Genomic DNA, 17,708 nt, shown 5'->3' on the forward strand with positions numbered 1-17,708 from the left:
GGACATTATGTGCGGGATGAGCAGGCTGCCATGAGGGCACTCAGTATGGCAAACTCCATGGCTTGTTTGTGGTGCAGTGTTGTGTCAAGGAAACCACTGGCAAAAATAACTAAAAAAGCGCCCATAGCACCATACTTAACAGTTTTCTCATAGCCTGAGACAGCATCGAATAGCCTCCAGGTTTTCATAAAGCCATAAATAATCAGCATCAGAGAGGTTAGTCCAAAAATTCCTGTTTGAGCTGCTGTGTTTAGATACAAACTGTGGGCATCGCAGACGATGCGTCCGCCATCCATCCATACAGGGAGTGTAAAACGAAAGTTGTTTAATCCAACTCCGGTTAAAAAGTTACCCTTAAACTCGGTAAGTGCAAATTTCCAGATTTCAATACGGTACGTAAGAGACGTTGTTGATAGCAGCTTATCCCACATGGGTTTGTAAAAATATAATGCAGTAAAGAGCATAACAACAAATAAGAAAATTATCAGAATGTGTTTGCTGGTGGATTTTTTCCCCTCTAACAGAACGGCAATAAACAGGGCAAGGGCAATAAATGAGGTTCTCATGGTTGTCATTACAGAGGCAGCAAGGGTAATACTTAGCAGGAAAAACAGAACTGCCGTCATGAGTTTATTTTTTTTGCCGCCGTGGACAATCATGCTAAGCATGACAGTGGCAGAGATTATAAGATACATGGCGGTGTAATTATAGTGGCCCAGTGCCGGCACAGACAGGGCTGTGTGAGCATAAAAGGAATCATAAATTCCATAGATTACAGCAATGCCGGTTGATATAAAAAAAGCCCAAAGCAGGAGATTTATCTCTCTTTTTTTGTAAAACCCAAGAAAAACAAAAAAAGTTACCGTATAGCGCAGAACATCGTGTATTCCTTTTATGGCTTCACTTGTGTTACGCGCAAACAAGGCAGTCACACACGAAACCAGAAAAAACAGCAGAAAACCATAATGCAGCGATGTCATTTTAATGCGAATATTCCCAGCGTAAAGGTTATACAGAAAAACGGGCAGTATAAACGCATAAAGGGAAATATTCTTTATACTTTCTGAAAGCGGCAGAGCAAGTAATAAAACCACTGCGGCAATGAGATTAATATTGTTTACTTTGCCATCTAAATTTAACTTAGAGTTATCAGTCATCTGCTAAATCCAATTCTTATATTGTAACACAAAGCAGTGTCTCTTCGGATAATTATAATGCGGTTAATTTAGGTGTGCCCAAACTACAAACTTCTGCTCTATCTGTCCTAGCGCGCTTTAATGCCTTTACGCTCTTATTTAGTCATCATCATGTTGGATAAAGTACGCTTCCAGATCACGTGCTCCATGCACAATATGAACGATATACAAATGGCTGCGTGGACCGTCTTTGTCGGCATAACGCATAAAGATTACATATTTGCCAAAAGTTACAGTGCGGTAATTCCGTCCAAATTCTGGCCGTGCACGGCCCATCATGTTTGGTAGTTTTGCAATTTGTTCACAATAATCAGTAAGTTTATCTATGAATTTTTCTGCTGCTGCTCTATTTGCGCTCTCACTCTCAATATAGCCTGCTATCACAGCGATATCGCGTTGGGCTGAAGACAGATATACAAGTTTTGGCACAGCTTAGCGGCTATGCGTCCTAACGATGCTGTCAAGATGTTTACGTGCAAAGCGGCGTACTTCCTCTGTGGTAAAACTGCCGCCTTCTGCTTCGGCGGCTTCCAGTTCGGCGCGAAGCTGCGATATTTTAGCATGATTAATTGCATAGCGGACGGCGTCTTCTGCCGTGGGGAAGTGTCCGGCGTCAAGCTCTGCCTCCACCCACTGGGCAGCATCCGGCGTTAATTCAACTTTCACACTGACACCTCCTTTCACACAACTATACACTATCGTATCACAAAGCCGGGTGCAAAATCTCAGCCCCTTTTAATCATGCCTGTCAAACATTATCTGAACTATGATTTTTAGGATTTAATGACGGACTATGATTTTTAAGGGAATCTCCATCGGAGTGGTTTGCTTCAATGCGTTATTGCTTTTATAAGAAGGGCGAATAATTATTCGCCCCTACTCCTCTATCCCTGCGCCCTTTAATGCCTGTGGCTTTACTGAGTATTTACATTTGAGTTAAGATAACATAATGGTTTGTGATGGCGACATTTGGGGCAGTTAATGATAATATTTCACCCTCATGCGAAGGAGCGGTTAACTGAACGGGGAGCTACTGAACAGGAGGCAATTTCAACGGTTCAAAATGGCGAGATGTTTACAGCAAAATTCGGACGTACCGGTTTCAGGAGAAATTTTAATTTCGCAGGCCAGTGGCGTGGTAGGCATTATGAAATTAAGCAAGTGGAGGTTTATGCAGTCAAAGAGGATGGTAACTGGATAATTATCACAGTAATAACCCGATATTTTTAAAGACGAGAGAAGGAACGGTTATATGAAAATAAGCTACGATCCGAGATACAACATTGCATATTTACGTCTGCATGAAGGTGTGGAGCCTGCCGGTGTGGAGACAATAAAAATGAGTGATGAGATTAACATTGATATGGCACCTGACGGTACAATCTATGGCATAGAACTATTGAATGCCAATGAACAGCTTAATAAAGCGGACAAAGGGAAACTTCTTGTAGTTAATGAGGCAACAGGAGAGGAGTCGGAGTTCGCTATCTTTTAGGAATTTTATCTGCGTTCATCTGCGTCATCTGCGGAAAAAAAGCTTTTAAAAGATCTCTATCCGCAGATTGCGCAGATGAACGCAGATATGAAGGGCGAATAATTATTCGCCCCTACCCCTCTATCCCTGCGCTCTTCAACGCCTGTGACACTTGATAACTCTTTAACGTCTTATTGATTTCTGTCACCTCTTTAAGGCACTGTATCGCCTCCACAGGTTTGCCGGTTGCATCGTATAACATCGCAAGGTTAAAAAGAGTAGTCGCCTCCCCCTTTTTATTGCCAATCTTCTTACTGATTTCTAAACTCTCAAGTAGATACTTAAGCGCACTGTCATTATCGCCACGGTCCTTATATATCTGGCTGATATTATTTAAAGTAGCTCCTTCCGTCTGTTTTCTGCCCAGAACTTTCGCTATTTTTTCAACCTCTAAATAAATCTCCAATGCCCCGTTATAATCACCATATAAATCTAATATTAAACCCATATTATTTAAAACATCTAAATCTGAGTCCAACCCGAGCAATTCGTAAACGGCTTTGCAATAATGAAACGCTGTTGCATATAATGAGCTGTTATAATAATATCCGACAAGCCTATTACCGATTTCATTAATCTTATCTTTTACTCCGGCTTTGTGATAATGATAGAATGCCTCCTCGCCATCTGTTAAACCATCAGATTTTTCAAGTAAATCATCGTAATAATCACCGGCAATTTTATTAGAAAACGTAACAGTGACACCATTTTGCCCGTCATGCTCCTTCAGCAAATCTTTGATTATCGGCGTTATGAAATAGTATTTATCTTCATCTGTATCGCTTGTCTTAACCGTTGAAATCTCAATGAGAGTCAGGTTGCCTAAATATTCCAAATCAGTTATCGCAGCACTCTCAGGCTGCTCTTTAAGCGCCTTAAATTGAACCGGAATCCTGAAATTAGAAAGCAGATACAAAATCCTTTTTTGCTCAACACTAACCAGCTTTAGTAATTCATTGAAAACAAGGTTTAGCGCCATCTCAGACCTTACATCAGAAACAGCGGCAGATAAAATTGCTTTCATACCGGCTATCGTGTTCAGTGATTCTATAATTTTATCTTTTTGCTTTTTATAAATTTCGTTAAAGAATTCAAGAGCGCGGAAATTCCCACCAAGGCTCTCATACAGAAATTTGACCAGATCCACAAACTCGGCTTCCTGCTTGTCAAAAATCGTCTCTAAATAGAATTTCTTGTTTAGCTCATGATGAATTTCAAACAACTCCAGATATTGGCACTTTTTCCAGTAATCGTTAAACCCGATGTTGTTTAAATTGACCTCGATTATATTTGCAAGCCCAGGAATCACATACCTGCCGGTTAAAACCAGCTGTACGATCTTCTCGTTACAGAGATGTTTTATCACCTCGTAAATGTCATTATATTCGCTATGAAAATTACCGGTTGAAACATCCTGAAAAGTCTCAAGATTGTCAAACACTAACACGGGGTCAAATTTTTCTACATAAGCATTTAATAAAACATCAATCTTATCCAAAGCCTTTTCTGTAGATTTTGCACAAAGAATAGCGTTCATGAATTTTTCTGAGCTGGTTTTCATCATATTAAGTTCAATTAATTTCAAAACATCGTCAATAGAGCGCACCTTATCAGTAATAATTACTGGTATCGTTTTAGCTGGATTCTTTGTAATAGCGCGTTGAACCATATACTCGGCCATCGTGCTTTTACCGACTCCTCCCTGACCCTTCAGCATGATAGGTTTCTTATCAAAAAACGGCTCAAATACTTTTGCCTTCTCAGCCCTCCGCCCAACAAACATAAAACCCGCTTTGTGAGCTAACGATATTTGTTTACCTTCTGTCACATACTGATACGTTGTTAATTTCAAAGGTTCACGTGCGCTTTTCCAGTCCACGAGGTTTTCAATTTTACGTGAGACGTAGAGATTTGGGATCATCCATTGTTGTGTTGCATAGCCGGTCATGAGGGCTTGTTGCTGTTCATAAATTTTCAGTGTTTTTAATGCGTTTGTAAATGCCTTAGTAACAGGCATTCTTTTTGCGAGTTCTTTATAAAGCTCTGCCGTAAAAAGTATTGCATGTTCGTCTGACACAGACATTCCCATTGAAACAACCGCAGGAGTATTGACATTTAGGAGTTTGGAGGTTATGCCGCTTAGGATTTTCTCAGAGCCGCCCTGAGCAGTCTGACACGATGATAGCACGACAAGCGGAATTTTGTATTCAGAATTAAAATTGACCGCTTTAGCGAACTTATCTTCATCTACTAATTCACCTTTTAACGTATAGTGGTTTTCTAAATACAAGTAACCTTTTTTATCCTTAAACACGCCATGTCCGGAAAAGTGCAAAATGTGGTATTGGTTAGTTTCTATTTTTGCTTTAAGAGCATCAAGTGAACCGTCATCGGTATAGTCAATTTGCACATGACCGGTCTTAAGAAGCGGCTCAAACGCTTTCAATATCTGGAACTCTTCGTCTTCATGAACAAGCCGTGATTTGTAATTTAGATCAAGCGGCGATGAAATCATAATCAAGATTTTTAGCGGTGCTGCCACATGCGGAGTAAAATTGGCACAGTTTTTGTCACTTATTGTAATCGGCGTTTTTAATAAATGCAGGGTTTCGATGTCACCAAGCCGTGTATCTGTATCAGATTCCTCGGCAAGCGGCCACGGGAGATTCATGATTTCGTTATCGTCGTCAATTAGCCGCAGCACGTAATGATTACCTGTTGTAACAGCATCTTTAATTATAGTTTTAACATCAGGGTTAGCGGCGATAACATTTGATAGTTCGTCTTTAAGAGGTTTAAGAATTTTATCGTCGGCGATTCCCTAATTTTCCATCGCCTCGGTAAATTGTAAACCGAGTTGTTTTAAGCGCGTTCGTTGTTCGGCAGAAATATTAAGCGTAACGTCTTTCCATTGCATCATAGCCCTCGTCCTCGTTCCGTACAGAATTTACTATCCAAATTATAACTCAGACTGTGGTGGGGATTGCAAGAGCACAGAGGAAACGTTGCGGAGCAATCTACAAGATTGCACGAACGCGGGGGAGTTTTACTTCTTAAAAAATGATATAATCAATATATGGTAACAACAGATTTTGGGGGTAAGCGATGAATTACATGTTAACGGCATTTATAGAGAAAGAGGGTACGGGGTATGTGTCTTTGTGTCCGGAACTTGACGTTGTTAGTCAGGGGGAGAGCATTGAATCCGCCCGTGATAACCTGAAAGAAGCTCTGGAGTTGTTTTTTGAAACTGCCTCATCTCAGGAAATTCAAGACCGGCTGCACAGAGAAGTTTACATTACACACATTGAGGTTGATGTTGCCAAAGAGACTACGTGTTCATTCGGGTAAAGATGTTTGCGGGATTCTCTCAAAACATGGTTTCGTAAAGATAAGACAGAAAGGAAGCCATGTGGTAATGCAAAAGAGCATATACCAGAGCACAATCACAGTTGTTGTCCCTGACCATAACGAGTTACAAGTTGGTACTCTGCAGTCTGTTATTCGTCAGTCAGGAATACCCCGTAGTGAATTTGAATAAATACCCCGTGCTGCGCAGATTGCAAGAGTGTTGGGTTCTGCAACTCAGTGCAAATGACTTTTATTTGAACTATACTAAATTTACGGTATGGATAATTCCTGTTTTTTTGTGATAAACTACCGATGGTTTAATCCATTAACTAATAATACTTAGCAGGGGGTTTACAAATGCCTTATAAGAATGCTTCAGAGTGCTGGAAAGAAATAATGTCAGATGTAAGGAAAAATGCAGGGCTTCTTTCTGAAATTCAAAAGTTTGCTAAAGAAAATACGGAACCAACAAATGTTGTTTTTGGCACGTCAGGGTGGCGCGGAGAGATTGGCTTTGACTATACGTACAACAACTTTAAGATAGTTACCACGGCAATCATAGAGATGTTTAAAGAAGAGGCTCCCGAGGTGATGAAAGCGCTTGGAGTAAAAGACTTCAACGAGGTTAAAACCAGAGGTGTTATAGTGGGGCATGACAATCGCTTTCTGGGCCCTGACTTTGCTAAAATTGCCATTGGACTTCTAAACAAAGAAGGTATAAAAACATATTATTCCGGAGAGACTACAACTCCTGAGTTTTCCACTGCAATTGAGGAACTTGGCGCCGCATGTTCCATAAATCTGACCCCGTCCCATAATCCGGCACAGTGGGCAGGGTTTAAGTTTAACCCCTCTGACGGAGGCCCGGCCGGTAGCGAAATTACCAAAGTTATCGAAAAGTTTGCTAATTCTATGATGGCTCAGAAACGGATAATCCCAGACCCTGACACCACGGCCACCTTTGAGACAATTGACCCCATTGCACTGTATGAAAAATTTATAAATAAAAGAGGAACTCTCAACACTCAGGAATTGAAAAAATTTATTGAGGAAAATGACTGTCTTATTTGCATAGACCACGTTCACGGCTCAACACGGACACGCCCGCAGAGACTTTTAGGTGAGTCGCCTAAAATCAAGTATTTCAGAACCGGGGACGATTACCTGTTTGGAGGCATTGCCCCGGAGCCGTCCTCCGAAAACATGAAGAAGGTGACTGAGGCGCTGAGAAGTTCCAGTGCGAAGTTTAAACTTGGCGTTATCATGGACCCCGATGGCGACAGGATACGCTTTACAGATGGCACCACGGAGCTTCCCATGAACTATTTTGGAGCACTTGCTTTTCACTTCTTCTACAAATACAAGGGGTTTAAAGGGATTGTGACAAAGTCCGTAGCAACCAGCAATTTTGTAAACGCTATAGCTGAAAAACTTTGTGCTTGTCTCAGAGAAACCATGGTGGGGTTTAAAAATTTCAGACCCTATCTGCTGCCCACGGCCTCAGAATGTGCAATCATAGCGTTTGAGGAAAGCGACGGAATCACCGGCTTCAACCACACACTTGAAAAAGACTCCATCTTCGGATTTCTTGTAGCGTTGGAGATGATGGCAAAGACCGGCAAAAACATTGGTGATTATTTTAAAGATGTACAAGAAGAGTGTGGATACTTTTATCCGGACAGAGCCGGCATAGTAGTGGATCGCTCACTGGTTGGTAAACCACTGGCTGAGAAGCTCTCTAAAATTCGGGAAACCATGCAACTCGGCACTAAGGTTACATTTGGAGACTCTATCAAGACCATTAAAGATGTAATCACAGTTGATGGCACAAAAATTGTCTTTGATGACGACTCATGGCTTTTGATAAGACCCTCCGGCACGGAGCCAAAGGTCAGATTTTATATCGAGACCCGCTCTGAGGCTGAAAAAGACATCATGTTTAAAAAAGCCGAGGAAATCACCAAAAACGCTATAGCCTCTTAGAGATTATTGATTCAGGAGAGACTCAAAGAAAGCGATAGTCTTGACAAGTCCCTCTTCAAGAGGGATTGCAGGCTCCCAGTTGAGTACTTTTTTGGCAATCGAGATATCCGGCTGTCTTTGTGTCGGATCATCGGGGGGCAGTGGTTTATAGACTATTTTTGACTTTGAACCGGTAAGCTGAATAATTTTTTTAGCGAGTTCTAAAATTGTAAACTCTCCCGGATTGCCAAGATTAACCGGACCGGTAAAGCCATCAGGGGAATTCATGAGTCTGATAAAACCGTCAACAAGGTCGTCAACGTAGCAAAAGCTTCTTGTCTGGTTTCCTGTTCCATAGACAGTGATATCATCTCCTTTGAGGGCTTGCACTATAAAGTTACTGACCACACGTCCATCGTTTTTGAGCATTCTGGGGCCATAGGTGTTAAATATCCGTGCAACTTTAATGTTCAGGTTATGTTGTCTGTTATAATCAAAAAACAGCGTTTCTGCACAGCGTTTTCCCTCGTCATAACATGCCCTTATTCCAATTGGATTAACATTTCCCCAGTAGGACTCCGGCTGGGGGTGAATGTTGGGGTCACCATAGACTTCAGAGGTTGATGCCTGCAGGATTCTTATTTTAAGGCGCTTAGCCAACCCAAGCATGTTTATGGCGCCATGCACCGATGTCTTAGTGGTCTGAACCGGATCGAACTGGTAATGCACTGGGGAGGCCGGACAGGCGAGATTATATATCTCATCCACTTCAACATAGATGGGAAAACAAACGTCGTGTCTTAAAATCTCAAAAAAGTGATTACTCATCAGGTTGACCACGTTTTCTTTTCTGCCTGTGTAAAAATTATCCAGACAAATTACCTCGTTTCCTTCATTAAGAAGCCTCTCACACAGGTGTGAACCTAAAAAACCAGCACCGCCTGTTATCATTATTCGCTTCATCTTATTTGTTCCTCTCGTTCTTTCTTTTTTTATTAGTCTATACCTTAAGAAAGAAAAAATCAACATGTAGCATAATCTTTAATAAGACAGAAAACAGCTCCAATGCTTTTATCAATTCGCATCAGGAAATGTTAAAATACGGCAAGTGATAACGGAAAACTTGCATCCTAAGTCAAAAGGTCTCGACATCCTGTCAGCAGACGGGATATTTGACCTTATGAGTGCTGACAACAGAGCAGTACTGGAGGCAGTTGAAGCGGCAAGGGAATCAATATGCAGAGCCATAGAGGATGCGTATAATACGATACGGGGTGGCGGTACGCTTCTTTATGTGGGGGCCGGGACAAGTGGGCGGCTTGGGGTACTGGATGCATCCGAGATGTATCCCACATTTAGCGCTCCGCCTACTATGATACAGGCCGTTATAGCGGGCGGCGCCGATGCCTTAACCACTCCGGTTGAAGGAGCTGAGGACGATGTTATGGCAGGCTGTGATGCTGTTAAGTCAATTAAGTCAAATGATATGGTGCTGGGAATAACCGCATCAGGCACAGCTCCGTATGTGCTATCCGCTCTGAAAGAGGCAAAAAGACGAGGTGCTAAGATATGGCTTCTGACATGCAATGATAATAAATGTGATTTTTGCCCTGATTCGATAAACGTTGTCACAGGCCCTGAACTGATAGCAGGTTCAACGCGCCTTAAGGCCGGAACTGCCACTAAGATTGTGCTTAATATGATTTCCACCTCCGTTATGGTTAAACTTGGACGCGTGTATGATGGTTACATGGTGGATGTGGTGCCATCTAACGAAAAACTCAAAAAACGTGCTATTAAAATAGTATCTGAACTAACAAATTGTACAACTCTGCGCGCGTCAGAATTGATTTCAGCCTCTGGCGGTAACCCAAAGACCGCCATTTTAATGGAAATGAAAAACTTATCTAAAGAAGATGCTAAATCTCTTCTTGATAACTCAGGAGGTTCATTGAGAGCCGCTCTGAGGAGTTAAACTTTGAACACGCAGCTCAACAGCAAAAAGATCATCGGCCTCATGTCTGGCACCTCACATGACGGTGTTGACGGCGCACTGGTAGAAATTACAAGAGTTGGCATTAATAATGCTATCAGCGTTAATCTTCTGCACAACATTCATTTACCATATCCTGAAAAGTTACGGGTAAAAATACGTACAGCCTTTAATGGTAACACTGAGGCCATCTGCAGACTTAACTTTGAGCTTGGAGAGATTTTTGCCCTCTGCGCTAATAAGTTAATAGCGGCTTCAGGCGCCAAAACCAGCGACATAGCTCTTGTTGCCTCACACGGCCAAACCATCTGCCACATCCCGCCGGTTCGGGCAAAGTGGGGCTCTACGTTACAGATAGGGGAATCCTCGATAATTGCAGCGCGCACGGGTATTGTTACGGTGTCGGATTTTCGTCCCAAGGATATGGCATACGGAGGACAGGGAGCCCCGCTTGTGCCGCTTAGCGATTACCTGATGTTTAAAAAACAGGGGGCTATAACGGCTGTTTTAAATATCGGCGGGATGGCAAATGTCACGATTTTAACTGAGAGCATTGAAGACCTTATAGCGTTTGACACAGGGCCCGGAAATTCCCTGATTGATGACACGGTAATGCTTTTAAGTGGTGGAAAACACGCTTTTGATAAGGACGGCATAATAGCTCGTGGTGGAATTTTAGACAAAAATCTCCTTAACGAACTTATGAAACATCCATATTTAAAGAAGAAACCGCCAAAATCAACAGGGCGTGAAACTTTTGGTAAAACTCTGTCCGAAGACATTTTTTACAACCGGTACAGTCATCTGAAAAAAGAAGACATTGTCTGCACACTAACCCATTTTACGGCTAAAACGATATTTAATTCGATTAGCCCTTACAAACCAACTGAGATTATAGTGACAGGAGGAGGCGTTAAAAACACGTATCTCATGGAACTCCTGAGCGGGTTGTTTTTGCCAACTGGCGCCGACATAAAAAACATATCTGAATACGGGATACCGCCTGAGGCTAAAGAGGCAGTGAGTTTTGCCGTGTTAGGCTACAGAGCATTGATTGGCCTGCCGGGAAACGTACCATCGGCAACAGGCGCTTCAAGAAGTACAATACTTGGTAAATTCACATACCCTTAAGCTCCGATTGTTTTGTTCTGTACGCTAACAGATTTAGATCTTTGATATAATATACTATGTGCAAAACTTACAGGATATTACTACCGAATTTTTTTTTCTTTCTCATACCAATAGCCACTGCGATTATACTCTGCCTTAGTGCAGATTCATCCGCGCAACATAATAACGTTGTCAAGATAGGTGTTGCCTCTATGACTACACCTGTTGATGCGGTTAAATACTACCAGGACGTTATTGATTACATTGGGCAACAGATAAAACAGCCGGTACAGATGGTTTACCGAAGGACATACAGTGAAATGGACTCTTTACTCAAAAAAGGAGAGGTCGAAATCGCATTCATCTGTTCTGCGCCATACGTAAGAAACAAGGAGCAGTTTGGGGCTGAACTCCTTGTGGCGCCAAGCGTAAAGGAAAGTTCTATGTATCACTCATATATTATAGTTCATAAAGACAGCGCGATTAAATCTTTTCCAGAGCTTAAGGGAAGGGTGTTTGCTTTCACCGACCCTCAATCAAATAGCGGTACACTATATCCCACATATTTACTTAAGACAATGAAACACACGCCAGAAAGTTTTTTTAACAGATTTATCTATAGTTACAGCCATAATAAATCCGTGGAGATGGTTGCCAAGAAAATTGTGGATGGTGCGGCGGTAGAGAGTATAATTTATGAATATATGCTGAAAACGGAATCTCCTTATGCAAAACAGGTAAAAATCATCAAGCGTTCTCCCCCCTTTGGAATCCCTCCGGTAGTTGTGACACGGGGTATTGACCCTGTGCTAAGGAAAAAGGTGAGAGATGCTTTCCTGAGTATGCAGCATACAGCAAAAGGAAAGGCGATTCTCGATGCAATGATGTTAGGCGGATTTGTTGAGGTTTCCGACAGCAACTATGACACTGTAAGGGCTATGGAATACGCTGTTTCAGACAGAGCTGGTGTTGCAAGGAATGACAGGGATAACAAAACGGTATATTTCGGTGTGATTCCAAGGGATAATCCAAGGATAATATATGAAAAGTACCAGCCTCTTTTAGATTACCTTGCACAAAGGACACCCTACAAGTATGAACTTGTTTTGAAGAAAAACTATGAAGAGACAGTAAAAGCGCTGGGTAATGGAGAGACAGATGTTGCCCTTCTAGGACCGTTAACCTATCTTGAGGCCCACTCAAAGTATGGCGCTATTTGTATTCTAAAATCTAAAGGAACTGACGGGAATGCAGGGTTTAAGAGCGTTATAATTAAGAGGAAAGATTCCCTTATCAATAATCCCTCTGAACTTAAGGGGAAAAGTGTTGCCTTTGCCGCCTCTAAATCAACGTCGGGGAACCTCATCCCCCGGTACATGCTTGCCGATGCCGGAGTACATCTGAGCGGCCTCAGTGGCTATGCAAATTTTGACTATCATGACTCCGTCGTAAAGGCAATCCTGAGTGGACAGTTTACGGCAGGCGCCGTCAGAGAATCCGTTGCCAGGAAATATATGAAGTTGGGGATAAAAACTATTGCCGAATCCGGGTCCATCCCAACGGGGCCTCTTGTTGTCGGGCCGGGAACTTCGGTTAAAGCAATAGAAAGCATAAAGAAAGCCCTTCTTGAACTCAACCCCCGCAACAGTGACGACCGTAAAACACTGAATCGCCTCGATGAAGACTTAAGAAACGGTTTTATTGAAGCATCAGACAAGGATTATGAGGATATACGTAAAAAAATCAATGCCGTGCCGCAAACATGTGGCATGGGATGCCATCCAAAGATACGGCTATGAACACAATATCGGTTCTTTTCTCAAGGTTGGGCCTTCAATATAAATTCATACTTATCACTACCTGTTCAATCATTGCGGCTATGGGTATTGTTGGATATCTTGCGGTTGAAAGAGAAAAGAATATTCTCTATGTTGAAGCCGAAAAACAAGGGAGACTTCTCGGTGAAACCCTTGCCATTCCAATAATTAATGATCTCATATATGAAAAACTCGGTATTGTGGAAGAGGGAGGCCTTTTAGATAACTACATCATGGAGATATTCAGCAGGCAGGATATAGCCCTATTGTATATCGCAGTTCTCAATGAGGCAGGCAAGGTAATGTCCCACAACAATATCACCGAATACGGGAAAGTTTATACCGATCAGTTGACAAGGAGGGCACTTGCTTCAGACTCAACTATTGTACAACAGATAGACAACAACACCCTGGATTTTGGAGTTCCTCTGTCCATAGGTAAAAAGAAATGGGGTGTTCTGAGATTTGGGTTATCTCTGGAAAAGGTTGAGCGTGAAATCCTTGTCACCATTAAAAGGATTGTGATTCTTACGATGGCTCTTCTCTTTGCGGGCTTTGTAATCATAATGCTTTTGAGCAAGCGGTTTATAAGCCCTATAATTCATCTGGCAAACACTATGGAAAAAGCGCGGGGTGATTATCTCGATATCAGTGTTGACGTAAAAGGACACGATGAGCTTGCTATTTTAGGAAAGAGGTTTAACAGCATGATAGAAAGACTACGGCAGGCAAATGAAGACCTGAAAAAGACTCATGAAAAACTTATCCGCTCAGAGAAGCTTGCCTCTATAGGAATACTTGCCGCTGGTGTTGCACATGAGATAAATAATCCTCTTGGCGGAATCTTTAACTGTATAGAGATGCTCAGGCACAATGGCGGCAATGCTGAACTAAGGGAAAAGTATCTGGCTCTTGTCAACGAGGGATTGGATAGGATCGGAAATACTGTAAACAAGCTCTTATGGATGTCACAGAGGCCAGATCACTCTCCTGTCAGTGTGAACATAAGAGACACAATGGACAGCGTTTACTCTTTTCTTGAGTATAAAATACAAAAACGAGGCATTGCTTTCATTAACGAGGTACCCGACGACCTGCAAGTTACCTTTGATATACACGATTTTCAGCAGTTGATTTTAAATCTCTTTATCAATTCGATTCACGCAATGGTTAACGGTGGGACACTGGAGGTCTGTGGACACAGGGAGGGCTCATCGGTAAGTATCGAGGTGGCAGATACCGGCTGTGGAATTGCTGCGGAAAACATTGGCAGGATTTTTGATCCATTTTTTACTACAAAACCCACAGGAGAGGGCACAGGGCTTGGGCTCTGGTTGACTTACGAAATAATCAGAAACTATAATGGTGAAATATCGGTCGAAAGTGAGTTTGGAAAAGGCAGCAGATTCATCATGCGTTTTCCGGTAACTGAATCCATATGAAAGAAATGATACTGTTGATAGAAGATGAAAAGCTGATGCGTGTGACCCTTGAGGATGCCTTGAAAGAGAAAGGATACGAGGTGATGTCTTTCGATACAGGCACGGGGGCACTGAACGCACTCAAACACAACTCTTTCGATGTTGCCGTAACCGATGTCAGGCTTCCCGACATGGATGGTTTCGACATTGTCAGGGAAATAACCGGACGCAATGTTACGCAGGTGATAGTCATGACGGCGTATGGCACTATAAAGGATGCTGTGGAGGCGATGAAACTCGGCGCATTCGATTATATAACCAAGCCCTTTGCTCTCGATGAATTCCTGTTGCTTATAGCAAGGGCGCTTGAGATGAAGAGGCTGAGAGAGGAAAATATAAGGCTTAAAAAGGACCTCAGGAGGTGTTACTCGGCACCAAACATAATAGGTGAAAGTCCAGGTATGAAAAAGGTCTTCTCGCTCATCTCAAATGTCTCCTCTTTGGATACGACAGTTCTTATTCTCGGTGAGAGCGGAACCGGCAAAGAGCTTGTCGCCACTACAATTCACTACCAAAGTAAGCGCAATGAAAAACCTCTCATCAAGGTAAATTGCGCTGCGCTGCCTGACGGCCTCATAGAAAGCGAACTGTTCGGCTATGAAAAAGGAGCCTTTACGGGAGCCTTAAAAAGAAAACCCGGCAGGTTTGAGCTTGCACACGGCGGTACAATTTTCCTTGACGAGATTGGAGATATTTCTCTTTTAAACCAGGCGAAAATCCTCAGGGTCATACAGGAAAGACAATTTGAAAGAGTTGGTGGCACAGCCACTTTGGATGTTGACGTTAGAATAATTGCCGCAACGAACAGGAATCTTCAAGAGGATGTTAAGGCTGGACGGTTCAGGGAAGACCTGTACTACCGGCTCAATGTTATACCTGTTACCATTCCACCGCTGAGAGAGCGGAAAGAGGACATTCCTAATCTGCTTGAGTTTTTTATGGATAAATACAGAGGCAAGCTTTCCAGATATGTTCGGCTCTCCAAAGTTGCCGTAGATATGCTTCTTACATACGATTATCCGGGCAACGTCAGAGAGCTTGAAAATATCATTGAACGGTGCGTAACTCTTTCAACCGGTAGTGTTATCGGTAGGGATGAACTACCGCCCTTCATTGAAAATGGAGCTTACGCCGCAAAAAACCGGTTTCTCTCCGACGTTGCCGCCGAAGCCGAAAAAGACCATATAATAAACGTTCTGAAAACCACACAGGGTAATAAGACCAAAGGAGCGGAACTTCTTGGCATAAGCAGAAAAACCTTGTGGGAAAAGATGCACGCTTACGGTATAGAATAGATATGTATTAATACTAAATTATACGATTGAAGACGGATTGGTATTACTCAAGAATAATATTAAATAAATATCCTGTAAAAATAATACCTATGCCTACAATTCCTGCAAAAATGAAAATCAATTTCGTTTTCATCACTTTTTTCAAGATCATAAACTCCGGCAATGAAAGCCCTGTTACTGCCATCATAAAAGCAAGCGTCGTCCCCATAGCAACACCTTTTTCAGTTAAGGCGCTGATTAGCGGTATAACCCCGGCCGCGTTTGAATAGAGTGGAATACCGATAATTGTTGCCAAAGGCACCGCATACCATTTGTCGGCGCCTGCATAACGGGCCAAAAAGCCAATTGGCACATATCCGTGTATCCACGCACCCAAACCAATGCCGATTATGATGTAAATCCAAACTTTCTTTATAATATTCAGCGTATAATATTTAGCGTATTCAACTCTGTCTTTCCATCGCATTTCTATTTTATCTTCTGGGGTCTGTATTCTAATATTAAAAACGAATTTTTCAACCAAATTCTCAACTTTGAGTTTTCCAATAACAATTCCGGAAAATATCGCGATTATCAGGCCACTGAAAATATAAATTAGTGCCACTTTCCAGCCGAACATTCCTAAAAGCAGAACTAAAGCAACCTCGTTAATCATCGGTGAAGCGACAAGAAAAGAAAATGTAATACCAAGAGGCACGCCAGCCTCTACAAAACCTAAAAAAAGCGGAACAGCACTGCACGAACAAAAAGGTGTAATAATTCCAAACATGGAGGCGAGGATATTACCAGAATATTTGTTTTTTCCCAATAATATACAGCGGATTCTTTCCGGTGGAAGATAGGATCGAATTATGGACACCATAAAAATAATGACTGAAAGAAGAATGAATATTTTTATTGTGTCAAAAATGAAAAAGTTTACCGCATCGGCAAAAATAGTCTTTGCCTCTAAGCCAAAAACCGTATAGGTCAGCCAATTAGCCAATAATTTAACGGGATAGAAAATATCCATAATTTTAAATATTTTTACTTATAGCTTCTTTTATCTTTTCGATATCAGGGACAAAGCCCGTTAATATTGGTTTGTTGTCTATCACTAAAACAGGAGTGGACATAACGCCAATTTCGATTATTTTTTGAACGTCTGTTATGTATTCGACCTCAACTTTTAAACCGAGTTCCTTTACTGCTTGTAAAGTTAGCCCATACAACCTCTTACAGTTATAACAACCTGAACCGAAAACCTGGATTTTCATCGTTTCATTCTCCACGTTATATTGTTAGTTACGTTAGAAACATCATATTCCATACCAACAATTAACCTTAATAAAAAATAGGTGCTTGCGCTAAATTGATTAAGAAACCTCTATATTTCATTTAAAACTCATATCGTAATTGCACGTAAATATTATTATCTTTACTGAGTTGGCCAAACTGGCTCCACTGTTTATTACCACCAAATACTTGTGCTCCTATTGCTCCCCATATGTTATCGGTAAAGTTATATTTTACTTCAGGATTAAGTAAGTAATCATCATATGCAGGGCTCCAGAACATAAAAAACGATAATTTTAACGTCTGATATTTGAGAAGTTGAGTAAGTCTTAACGAGACGAGGTGGTTTACTTCCTTTTCCTCATTAAATCCCTGCGGAAGATTGCTCCTGTAGTTAGAATATTTACACATGTACTCGCCATAATACTGTAACCCCAAAGTAAAATCCTCCCACATTTGTTTTTGGTAACCAAGCAAATATTTCATCGATGGGTTTGGTATTGTTGAATTAGAACCTTCTCTGTCTTGTACAGAATCGTAGTAACCTGTTTCAAAACTCAAAATACCGCCTAAAGTCCTGCCTTGAAGGCTCATCCCGTATACATTTAACTCAGGGTAAAAAAGTGTTATGGTCTTTGGCGTTATCGGGTTATCTGGTAACATAGACGGCTGTTTGTAAAAGCCCCGATAGAAA

At 41.7% G+C, this 17,708-nt stretch carries 18 protein-coding genes; 10 read left to right on the top strand and 8 right to left on the bottom strand.

The features are described 5' to 3' along the window. Nucleotides 1-5: 5 nt before the first annotated feature. The 3 genes from HQK88_12345 to HQK88_12355 all read right to left on the bottom strand — a co-directional run bounded on the left by HQK88_12345 (nt 6) and on the right by HQK88_12355 (nt 1,862). Nucleotides 6-1,157 (bottom strand): O-antigen ligase family protein, encoded by a 1,152-nt coding sequence (locus tag HQK88_12345; GenBank protein ID MBF0617591.1) that lies wholly within the window; start codon nt 1,155-1,157, stop codon nt 6-8. 138 nt (nt 1,158-1,295) lie between these two features. Next, nucleotides 1,296-1,625 carry a type II toxin-antitoxin system RelE/ParE family toxin gene (locus tag HQK88_12350; protein MBF0617592.1) on the bottom strand — a complete coding sequence of 110 codons (330 nt, stop codon included), beginning with the start codon at nt 1,623-1,625 and terminating at the stop codon, nt 1,296-1,298. 3 nt (nt 1,626-1,628) lie between these two features. Beyond that, nucleotides 1,629-1,862 (bottom strand): hypothetical protein, encoded by a 234-nt coding sequence (locus HQK88_12355; GenBank protein MBF0617593.1) that lies wholly within the window; start codon nt 1,860-1,862, stop codon nt 1,629-1,631. Between the two features lie 315 nt (nt 1,863-2,177). Between HQK88_12355 and HQK88_12360 the strand changes: the two genes are divergently transcribed. After that, nucleotides 2,178-2,426, top strand: a complete 249-nt coding sequence (locus tag HQK88_12360) for a DUF4258 domain-containing protein (protein MBF0617594.1) — start codon at nt 2,178-2,180, stop codon at nt 2,424-2,426. Between the two features lie 22 nt (nt 2,427-2,448). Continuing rightward, entirely contained in the window at nt 2,449-2,691 is a 243-nt protein-coding gene (locus HQK88_12365; protein ID MBF0617595.1) for a DUF2283 domain-containing protein, read from the top strand. 112 nt (nt 2,692-2,803) lie between these two features. Here HQK88_12365 and HQK88_12370 read toward each other — a convergent pair whose 3' ends face one another. Continuing rightward, entirely contained in the window at nt 2,804-5,434 is a 2,631-nt protein-coding gene (locus tag HQK88_12370; protein ID MBF0617596.1) for a CHAT domain-containing protein, read from the bottom strand. A 401-nt stretch (nt 5,435-5,835) separates the two neighbouring features. On the opposite strand from HQK88_12370, the gene HQK88_12375 reads away from it, so the two are divergent. The 3 genes from HQK88_12375 (at nt 5,836) to HQK88_12385 (ending at nt 8,064) form a co-directional block, all read left to right on the top strand. Then, nucleotides 5,836-6,081: a type II toxin-antitoxin system HicB family antitoxin gene (locus HQK88_12375; protein ID MBF0617597.1), complete on the top strand. Its 246-nt coding sequence runs from the start codon at nt 5,836-5,838 to the stop codon at nt 6,079-6,081. Next, complete coding sequence (locus HQK88_12380) at nt 6,047-6,271, top strand: type II toxin-antitoxin system HicA family toxin (GenBank protein MBF0617598.1); 225 nt, start codon at nt 6,047-6,049, stop codon at nt 6,269-6,271. The genes HQK88_12375 and HQK88_12380 overlap by 35 nt, the downstream gene beginning before the upstream one ends. 167 nt (nt 6,272-6,438) lie before the next feature. After that, nucleotides 6,439-8,064, top strand: a complete 1,626-nt coding sequence (locus tag HQK88_12385; protein ID MBF0617599.1) for a phosphomannomutase — start codon at nt 6,439-6,441, stop codon at nt 8,062-8,064. 3 nt (nt 8,065-8,067) lie between these two features. Here HQK88_12385 and HQK88_12390 read toward each other — a convergent pair whose 3' ends face one another. Then, on the bottom strand, nt 8,068-9,006 hold the full coding sequence (locus HQK88_12390) for an SDR family oxidoreductase (GenBank protein MBF0617600.1): 939 nt from the start codon (nt 9,004-9,006) through the stop codon (nt 8,068-8,070). A 145-nt stretch (nt 9,007-9,151) separates the two neighbouring features. On the opposite strand from HQK88_12390, the gene murQ reads away from it, so the two are divergent. The 5 genes from murQ to HQK88_12415 all read left to right on the top strand — a co-directional run bounded on the left by murQ (nt 9,152) and on the right by HQK88_12415 (nt 15,739). Then, nucleotides 9,152-10,018: an N-acetylmuramic acid 6-phosphate etherase gene (gene murQ, locus HQK88_12395; GenBank protein ID MBF0617601.1), complete on the top strand. Its 867-nt coding sequence runs from the start codon at nt 9,152-9,154 to the stop codon at nt 10,016-10,018. Between the two features lie 3 nt (nt 10,019-10,021). Beyond that, nucleotides 10,022-11,167: an anhydro-N-acetylmuramic acid kinase gene (locus HQK88_12400; GenBank protein MBF0617602.1), complete on the top strand. Its 1,146-nt coding sequence runs from the start codon at nt 10,022-10,024 to the stop codon at nt 11,165-11,167. A 191-nt stretch (nt 11,168-11,358) separates the two neighbouring features. After that, complete coding sequence (phnD, locus tag HQK88_12405) at nt 11,359-12,945, top strand: phosphate/phosphite/phosphonate ABC transporter substrate-binding protein (GenBank protein MBF0617603.1); 1,587 nt, start codon at nt 11,359-11,361, stop codon at nt 12,943-12,945. Next, nucleotides 12,921-14,405, top strand: a complete 1,485-nt coding sequence (locus HQK88_12410; protein MBF0617604.1) for a HAMP domain-containing protein — start codon at nt 12,921-12,923, stop codon at nt 14,403-14,405. Before phnD ends, HQK88_12410 begins: the two co-directional genes overlap by 25 nt. Next, on the top strand, nt 14,402-15,739 hold the full coding sequence (locus HQK88_12415; protein ID MBF0617605.1) for a sigma-54-dependent Fis family transcriptional regulator: 1,338 nt from the start codon (nt 14,402-14,404) through the stop codon (nt 15,737-15,739). Before HQK88_12410 ends, HQK88_12415 begins: the two co-directional genes overlap by 4 nt. Before the next feature lie 43 nt (nt 15,740-15,782). Here HQK88_12415 and HQK88_12420 read toward each other — a convergent pair whose 3' ends face one another. The 3 genes from HQK88_12420 to HQK88_12430 form a co-directional block, all read right to left on the bottom strand. Next, nucleotides 15,783-16,751, bottom strand: a complete 969-nt coding sequence (locus HQK88_12420) for a permease (protein MBF0617606.1) — start codon at nt 16,749-16,751, stop codon at nt 15,783-15,785. 4 nt (nt 16,752-16,755) lie between these two features. Then, a complete protein-coding gene (locus HQK88_12425; GenBank protein MBF0617607.1) occupies nt 16,756-16,995 on the bottom strand; it encodes a TM0996/MTH895 family glutaredoxin-like protein in 240 nt (79 codons plus the stop codon). Between the two features lie 121 nt (nt 16,996-17,116). Continuing rightward, nucleotides 17,117-17,677 carry a hypothetical protein gene (locus HQK88_12430; GenBank protein ID MBF0617608.1) on the bottom strand — a complete coding sequence of 187 codons (561 nt, stop codon included), beginning with the start codon at nt 17,675-17,677 and terminating at the stop codon, nt 17,117-17,119. Between the last annotated feature and the right edge of the window lie 31 nt (nt 17,678-17,708).

It is taken from the genome of Nitrospirota bacterium, from assembly GCA_015233895.1.
Lineage (GTDB): Bacteria > Nitrospirota > Thermodesulfovibrionia > Thermodesulfovibrionales > Magnetobacteriaceae > Magnetomonas.